Source organism: Desulfobotulus sp., from assembly GCF_034006065.1.
GTDB lineage: Bacteria > Desulfobacterota > Desulfobacteria > Desulfobacterales > ASO4-4 > Desulfobotulus.
Map to the genome: position 1 here is coordinate 24337 of NZ_JAVETM010000039.1, position 8264 is coordinate 32600.

Below are 8264 nucleotides of genomic sequence, written 5' to 3' on the forward strand. Positions count from 1 at the left end.
AAATTCTCCCTCCCTTTTACAAAAGAGGTGCCCCATGCTTTCCATCACCCGTTCCTTCCGCTTTGAAGCGGCCCATCGCCTGTGCCTGCCCCACCTGACAACGGAAGAAAACCAGACCATCTTTGGCCCCTGCGCCCGCATCCATGGTCACAGCTACAGACTGGAGGTCACCCTTGCCGGTGTGCCGGACATCCATGGCTGGATCATGAATTTTTCCGAACTGAAAGAGATCGTCCACCGTCACGTGCTTTCCGAGTATGACCACGCCTGCCTGAATGAGCTGCCCGACTACAGGGCCCAGCTTCCCACGGCGGAAAACATGGCAAAGACCATCTTTTTCCGATTAAAACCCCACCTGGAAGGCTCCCACTTCCACCTGCTCCGGATCTGTCTCTATGAAACGGAAAATGCCTGGGCCACGTGGGAGGCAAACCATGCTCCGTGTCCATGAGATTTTTCATTCCATCCAGGGCGAGGGGCCCTTTTCCGGAACACCCGCCGTTTTTCTGCGACTTTCCGGCTGCCTGAAGCCCTACTGCGCCTTCTGCGACACTCCCGAAGCCCTGGAGGGCGGAGAGCCCATGGCGGTGGAGGCAATTTTTCACCGCATGGCCACCTGCGGAGCGTCCCTGGCCGTGATTACCGGGGGAGAACCCTTTATGCAATGGCACCAGGGCCTCAGGAATCTGGAATCCAGGCTCCTTGCCGCAGGCATGGAAGTGCAGTATGAAAGCAGCGGCAGGGCGGGAATCCCTGAGGATGTGCGGGGCAAGGTGGTGCTTTCCCCCAAACCCGGACAATGGCCCGCAAGGGAGGTTCTTCATCAGGCCTTTGCCATCAAGCCCCTGCTGGGAGACGACGCGGAAACTGTGCTCAGAGCCCTTGCCGATTCCGGTCTTGCTCCGGAAAGAATCTGGCTCATGGCCTTAGGCGCAAACCGGGATACCCAGATCCGACGTATGCCGGAACTCTGGGATATCTGTGTCCGCCATGGATATCACTTCTGCCCCCGCTTGCATATTCTTGTCCATGACCGCAAAAAGGGCATCTGAATTTAAAAACAACGGGGCCGTATGCGCTTTCCCTCCCATGCGCCTTTTCTTATCCTGTGCTGCGACCCTGGCATACCGCGTACGCATTTTCATAATAAGGAGTTTTTATGTCCGCTTTCGCAGATAGTGTCCTTGTCCTTTCCGGTGGGATGGATTCCACGGTTTTGCTCTATGACCTGATCGCCAGGGGAAAGACACCGGCGGCTTTAAGTTTTGACTACGGCTCCCGTCACAATCATAAGGAACTGCCCATGGCTGCAAGCACCTGTCGCCGCCTGGGGGTTTCCCATCGCATTGTCTCCCTTACCTTTATGCCGGAACTCTTTTCTTCCGCACTTCTGCGCACAGGCCCGCCCATTCCCGACGGCCCCTACACCTCCGAAGGCATGAGCCAGACCGCAGTTCCCTTCCGCAATCCCATTCTTATGAGCATTGCCGTGGGTTATGCCGAATCCATCGGTGCTTCTCAGGTGCTGCTTGCTTCCCACAGCGGAGATCACGCCCTCTATCCGGACTGCCGCAAGGAATTTAACACAGCCTTTGCCGAAACCGTGCGCCTGGGTACGGACGGCAAGGTCAACGTCCTTTTTCCCTATGCAGACCTCAACAAACGGCAGATTGCGGATCTTGGCCGCTCTCTCGATACGGATTTCACCCAGACCTGGACCTGTTACAAGGGCAAGGTGCTGCACTGCGGCCGATGCAGCGCCTGCATCGAACGGGCCTATGCCCTTCGCAGAAAGGAAGGCATGGATCCCACCCTTTACGAAGACGAAAGGGAAACCCATGCCCGATAAAAACCTTTCCCATCTGCCGCTTGGGCGCACCGTGGGGTTCAGCCCGCACTACGATCCATCCCAGCTCTGCGCCGTCCCCCGCAGTCTCGGCCGGGACAACCTGGGCCTGGATGCAAAGGCTCCCCTCCCCTTTTCCGGAAAGGACATCTGGAACTGCTGGGAAGTTTCCTGGCTGGATCCAAAGGGAAAACCACAGATCGGGGTACTGGAACTTCATGTTCCCGCGGACAGCCCCTTTATTGTGGAATCCAAATCCCTGAAGCTCTACCTCAACAGCTTCAACATGACGCAGCTTGACTCCGAAGCCCTCTTCAGGGAAACGGTCAAGCGCGATATATCCGGAGTGGTGGGTGCAGACATCCATCTTTTCCTCTGGATGCCCGAAGACTTTCCCAGGCTGATGCCTGAAACCCCAGGCGGTCTGTGCATCGACACCCTGGACCTGGATGTCCGGGCAGAAGCCATGCCGCGCATCATTTCCGGGGAAAAGCGGGTTTCTGAGACCTTTTTCTCACGACTTCTGCGCACCAACTGCCCGGTCACAGGACAACCGGACTGGGCCACCCTCTCCGTCACCTATACGGGAAAGGCCATCTCTCCTCAGAGCCTGCTGGGCTACATTATCAGCCTCAGGGAACATACGGGCTTTCATGAATCCTGCGTGGAAACCCTGTTCTGCACCATCCTGAAGGCCTGTCAGCCGGAAGATCTCAGGGTATACGCCCGTTTCACCCGCAGGGGCGGCATTGACATCAATCCCTTCCGGAGTATCAGGGCCTGTGAGCCCAGCCATGCAAGGGATTTCCGACAATAAAGGGCTGTTCCCCACAGTCCGGGTGGACTGTGGGGCTAGGAGTCCACACCTACCAACTCCTGCCGCCTCCCCCACCGGAACCGCCTCCGGAGAAACCACCGGAAGAAGAGCTGCCGCTGCTTCCGGAACTGCCGCCGGAAGAAGAGGATGAAGCAGGTGCTGCGTTCATGCTGCGGGTGAGGGATGCCATGTCGTTATTCAGGCGTCTTTCAAAAGCCCGCGTATCGAAGCGATCCTGACGGTCTCCGCCGTACCAGGAAGGCGGGGCAAGGGCCATACCCTCGAAATGGGAGGACCACCGGGTGCTGAGACCCAGCACAATGGCATAGGGCAGAATATGGAAGAAGTACTGGGGATCGGATTCAAACATCCTTTCAAGCTTGTCCTTTTCAGCCTTTTCAATGAACTCCCTGAATCCCAGCACCCTTCCCAGAATTTTGTCGCCATAGGCCGTTCTTTTCGACATGAGTGCGATGAAGAAACTGCTGCCAACCGTTGCCCCGAGGGCCGCAAGGTATTGGATAATCGGGATGTCGGTGAAATACACCGTGGCAAAACCAATGCCGACCGCCGAGACAATAACAAAATACAGGGTGGCGATGAGGACGACTTTTTTCTTCACGCCCCCTTTTATGCTTAAGAATTTTGCCAGTGCGACCATGGGCCCCATAACAAAAACCACGGCAAAAAACGCCAGCATGAACCGCATGATGGCGACACCCCAGTCCGTGCTTTCAGGTTCAAAGGCTTTGGCAAGCTCCGTTGTGATAAGAAAGAGGGGGATAAAGGCAAAAATTCCCACAACAAAGCCTGATGAAAAATGGAGCCCCCCCAGTTTCACGGTCTGGCTCTCGGTATCATAGAGTGCTTTTTCCGGATCACTGGCAAAGGAATACATCACATCATGCTGAGTTTCTGCGATGGTGCCGTAAAATTTCAGGTTCAGATCTTCCGTTGTCACCCGCCCATCTTTTCCTAGCTTGAACATCTCCCGGAACATTTTCTTTTCATAGGATTTTGCCTCACTATCCAGATCCTTTATTTTCGTGAGAACCAGTCCACCATCCTTTTTGCCCTTTGCTCCGGGAAGTTCCTCAATGGTAAGGCAGCCCTGCTGTGCCCAGTGGATGACCAGGGCTGTGATGTCTTCCGTATCCGCACTGCCATCCACGATATAGCCGATCTCCGCCGGGTTCATTTTGTCGGGCGGCCAGAATTCCACCACGGGTATGATGGGATTGTCCCTGCCCTTCATAAACCATAAAAGAAGGCAGAGAAAAAACATCAGGGCATAGAGGGGATACCCCAGAAGGATCTCCTTCATGGGAGGTCCGTGCCTTTTGGCTCCGACCCAGTAGCCCTCGGGAAGGGGCAGAGCCACCGTAAGCCCTTCATGCATGCCAAGGGGTCTTGTGATACTGCCCCGAATGTTGGTGCCCTCAACGGTCCAGGTGACACCCGTATTATCCGTAGAGCCATAGGGCCCTGAGGTCACATTCACATTTTCGGCATTAAAAGGTTTGGGAAGCCGGATGTCAAAGCTTGCCGAGGCAATTGTAGTTGCCCACTCCACACCGATGAGGTTGTGGTTGAATTCATCCATGTCCTTAAGAGTATCCGCTCCCACATCATAGACATAGCGGATCTCATAGCGCTGTTTACCATGAAGAAAAATATCCGGATCACCGATACGGATATTAATTTTTCTCTTTTCTTTCATGATCTTGTATGGGTGAGACAAAACGGAGATGGAATGGATACGGACCCGCTGCTGATCAAAAAAAAGGGGCAGCTCCCGGATGATCCCCCGTCGCTCCTCCCTGAAATCAAGCTCAATGATTTCGGTGATGTGATAGACATTGTTTTCCATCACTTCCATATCGATGTGGTAATTCTCAATGTCAAAGGCTTCCATGGCGCTGGAAGAAAAGATAAGAGCCGCAAAAAATGCGAACACAAGGCAGGTGATTCTCATTCTCATTTTGCCCCCCCAAAGCTGACCTCAACATTGCTCCGCTCGGAACCATCAATCTGGAAATATTCCTTTTTATTTAATTTCATCATAGAAGCAATGAGCGACTGGGGAAAAAGCTCCCGCTTGGTGTTAAAGGCCTTGACCACGGAATTGTAGTATTTGCGGGCCTGAAGAATGTCCGTTTCAATGCTCTGCAACTGGTTCTGCAGGTTGGTGAATCCCTCGTTCGCTTTAAGATCCGGATAGGCCTCGCTCAGGGCAAGGAGATTTTTCAGCCCCTGGCCAAGGGCATTCTCGTTTTTCTGAAGCTCCCCTATGGAAGCAGAGCCCATGGCCCTGTTCCTGGCCTCAATCACCTGATTGAAGGTTTCCTTTTCATGGGAAGCGTACCCCTTTACCAGGGTGACAAGATTGGGAACAAGATCCCAGCGTTTCTTGAGGTAGACATCCATGGTGGCAAAGGCTTCCTCACACTGGTTTCTGAGCCGGATGAACCCGTTGTAAATAAGCACAAAAAAAAGAAGAAACAGAAAGAACAGGCCAGAAACTGCGATAATCATGGTTGTTGTCATGGATTCGTCCCCATGGGTTGAAAAAAGGTTTTGGGTTGTCAGTTCATGGGCAAGCACAACCAGAGTCACCGCCCGTTTTTCAAGCTCTTTTCCTTATTTTTAACAGACTTGATGAACCTGCCAAAATCCCGGTCTTTTTTTCGTTTTTCCGCATAGGAGAGCTGATAGAATCCGGACTCGGCCTTGACCTTTAAATAGTTGTCAAAATGATCCGGGCGAATCTCTCCCCTGTGCAGAGCACTGAGAACTGCGCAGTCCGGCTCGTCCGTATGGGTACAATCCCGATACCGGCAAAGGGAAGCAAGGTCTGTGATATCGGAAAATCCATTCTCAATGCCAGCTTCCGAAGCCAGAATACCAAACTCCCGCATTCCCGGATTATCGATCACCAGCGCGCCGCCCTCAAGGCGGATCAGCTCACGTCGGACCGTGGTGTGCTTTCCTTCGCCTGTGCCGCTGACAGCCTGGGTTTCCTGCATCTCCCGGCCAATCAGGCCGTTGATCAGCGTACTTTTGCCGACACCGGAAGAGCCCACAAAACAATAGGTTTTTCCGGGCAGAAGCCGCTCACGCAGTGCTGCCACGCCTTCTTTTGTCACGTTGCTTAAGGTTTGAACCGGCGCACGGATGCCCGCAGCATGGATGGCTTCCACCTGATCCGAAACCACTTCCGGGGGTACAAGATCGGTTTTCGTGAGCAGGATGCAGGGTTGTGCCCCGCCGTCCATCACCATCACCAGATACCGCTCCAGCCGTTTCAGATTGAAATCCAGGTGGCAGGACTGGACGATCATCACACAGTCCACGTTGGCTGCGATCATCTGATATTCGATGGCGTTCCCCGCAGCCTTTCTCCTCAGAAAGGTTTTTCGTTCCAGAAGCGTATGCACCACAGAAGTGCCATGGGAAGAGGATTTCTCCACACAGACCCAGTCTCCCACACAGGGCATTTCATGGGAAAAAAGATGGCGGTGGCGATAGCTGCCCGCCAGTTTCGCCCTGAAGATTCCCGTGACATCCACAAGAAGAAGCATATCCCCACGATCCACAGCCACAACACGGGCAAGACGGCTTTCCGCTTCACACGGCATCACGCGGTCCCAAAATGCTTCCCAGCCCAGGGCCTTCAGTCCATCAAGATTCTTACCGCTCATTTCCTGACCTGTTGTCAATTCCTTCTCCCCAAAATTCTGCTCAGGATTTTTCACCGGTAACCCCATGCCCTTCCCGCCCCAGGATCTTTTCAGGTCACTCCCCCTTCAGATCCTAAGTCCAAAGACCAGGACATTCAGACGCCATTTTTATAGATGCACCATGCCGTTTTTTCAGAAAAAAGCAAAGCCCCCAAAGGGGGCTTTTTCAGATTCATGGCATTTTAATCAACCGTTCTATCAGGCGGCACAGGACAATTCCTTTTCTTCCCTTTCTTTTTCGCCTGACCCGGCAAAATCCTTCCCTTCCCTGCCAAAGGCGCGGGTAGCCTTCAGCAGCACAGGGGTCACCAGACCATCGGCAAGGAGGGCTGCGGTAATGCCAAGGGCAGTGAGAAGCCCCAGATTCACGTACACCTTTGCAACGGATGTGAGATAGACGGAGAAATTGGCTATAATCACAAGGGAAGTCATCACAAGGGACAGCCCTATGGTCATGAAGGTACGACGCATGCTTTCCGCGTACGAGCCGCAGCGCTCAAAGGCCAGCCGGGCATGACTGATAAAGTGGATGGTATCATCCACAGAAAGCCCCAGCAGCATGGGCATGATGGTAATGGTCATCATATCCAGAGGAATCCCGCACCAGCCCATGACCCCACCCACTGCCAGGGCGGGCGCGATGTTGGGAATCATGGAGATCAGCCCCATGCGCAGGGAACCGAACACAAGACCCATGAGCAGGGAAACAATGCAGAGGGCCATGCCAAAGCTCATCAGCTGACCTTTGGAAACCAGATTCTGCATCACCGTAAAACGGGCAACGGAACCCGCAAGGCCCACATGGGCTTCCGGAAAAAGACTTTTAGCCCGGTGTTTCACATACTCCAGCTCCTCTCTGGCTCCTCTGGAGTTGTAATCGCCCATTTCCACCATCACCCGCAGCCGCCTGTCCTCGTAATCCGTCCATCTGCGGGCTTCCTCGCCGCCGCCATTTTCATAAAGAAGCAGAAGCTGGGCTGTCATTTCACGGGTTTCCGGCAGGGCATAAAAAGCCGGATCTCCATCATGCACCACCTGATTCAGATCCTTGATGATGGGAAGAATGGAGGTGGTTTTCTTGGTCAGGGGAAGGGACTCCATCTCCTGAATGAGGGTTTCCAGCCTTCGCAGCACATGGGGTTCCCTGATCATGCCTTCCGTATCAAAGGTGAGCAGCAGATCCCAGGAATAAAGGGAGCCCACCTGGGAATGGCCCACCTGATCAATGCGGGCCACATAGGGAATTTTCAGGCCAAAGGTCTTGCGGATGTCAAAACTCACCTCAAGGCGAAAAATCCCCGCCGAAAGAATGAGGGTGAGGATGGCAAAAGCGAACAGAATCTTTTTAGGATGACCCATCACGGAAAAGCTGGCAGCGGCCAGCATGTTTTCCACCCGGCCTGCGGCCTCTTCCCTCTTTTTACCGGAGACCTGCTTTACCCCGGGGCCGAAGGAAAGAAGCACGGGCAGCAGCGTTCCCACCATCAGCCAGACCATGGCCACAAGGCCTGCGGCGGTCATGCCCGTCCAGCGGATGGGCTTCACATCCACCAGTAAAAATGCCATGAGCGCACCAATGGTGGTGAGGGCCGTAAAGGCCATGGGCCATCCCGTTTCCGCAACAGCATGACGCACGGCCCCTTTGCGGTCTCCCGTGCGGTATAGTTCCCGGTAAAAAAAGCGGAAAAGATGGATGGCATAACCAATGGATACAGCCACCCCCATATACACCGGCACCAGCACCATGGAAGGGTCCATGGTCACCCCCATCCAGCCCTCAACGCCAAAAACCACAAGAATGGCAAGCACCGCTGTCACAATGGGATAAAAAACCCCGGCAAGGGTGCGCAGGGCAATGCCA

8 protein-coding genes are annotated in these 8264 nt (G+C 54.1%); 4 read left to right on the forward strand and 4 right to left on the reverse strand.

Annotated elements, in window-relative coordinates:
• The first annotated feature begins 34 nt into the window (after window positions 1-34).
• From RBR60_RS13175 to queF, 4 genes are all read left to right on the forward strand, one after another.
• Window positions 35-451 carry a 6-carboxytetrahydropterin synthase gene (locus RBR60_RS13175; RefSeq protein ID WP_320357532.1) on the forward strand — a complete coding sequence of 139 codons (417 nt, stop codon included), beginning with the start codon at window positions 35-37 and terminating at the stop codon, window positions 449-451.
• Window positions 435-1052 carry a 7-carboxy-7-deazaguanine synthase QueE gene (locus tag RBR60_RS13180; RefSeq protein WP_320357534.1) on the forward strand — a complete coding sequence of 206 codons (618 nt, stop codon included), beginning with the start codon at window positions 435-437 and terminating at the stop codon, window positions 1050-1052. Before RBR60_RS13175 ends, RBR60_RS13180 begins: the two co-directional genes overlap by 17 nt.
• Window positions 1053-1159: 107 nt before the next feature.
• A complete protein-coding gene (gene queC, locus RBR60_RS13185) occupies window positions 1160-1849 on the forward strand; it encodes a 7-cyano-7-deazaguanine synthase QueC (protein ID WP_320357536.1) in 690 nt (229 codons plus the stop codon).
• Complete coding sequence (queF, locus tag RBR60_RS13190; RefSeq protein ID WP_320357538.1) at window positions 1839-2663, forward strand: NADPH-dependent 7-cyano-7-deazaguanine reductase QueF; 825 nt, start codon at window positions 1839-1841, stop codon at window positions 2661-2663. Before queC ends, queF begins: the two co-directional genes overlap by 11 nt.
• A 49-nt stretch (window positions 2664-2712) precedes the next feature.
• On the opposite strand, the gene RBR60_RS13195 is transcribed toward queF, so the two are convergent.
• From RBR60_RS13195 to RBR60_RS13210, 4 genes are all read right to left on the reverse strand, one after another.
• Window positions 2713-4644 carry a DUF2207 domain-containing protein gene (locus RBR60_RS13195; protein WP_320357540.1) on the reverse strand — a complete coding sequence of 644 codons (1932 nt, stop codon included), beginning with the start codon at window positions 4642-4644 and terminating at the stop codon, window positions 2713-2715.
• A complete protein-coding gene (locus tag RBR60_RS13200) occupies window positions 4641-5210 on the reverse strand; it encodes a LemA family protein (RefSeq protein ID WP_320357542.1) in 570 nt (189 codons plus the stop codon). Before RBR60_RS13200 ends, RBR60_RS13195 begins: the two co-directional genes overlap by 4 nt.
• A 65-nt stretch (window positions 5211-5275) precedes the next feature.
• Window positions 5276-6430: a ribosome small subunit-dependent GTPase A gene (gene rsgA / locus RBR60_RS13205; RefSeq protein WP_320357544.1), complete on the reverse strand. Its 1155-nt coding sequence runs from the start codon at window positions 6428-6430 to the stop codon at window positions 5276-5278.
• Between the two features lie 171 nt (window positions 6431-6601).
• Window positions 6602-8264 (reverse strand): efflux RND transporter permease subunit (locus RBR60_RS13210; protein ID WP_320357546.1); only part of this gene is annotated, 1663 nt, incomplete at its 5' end.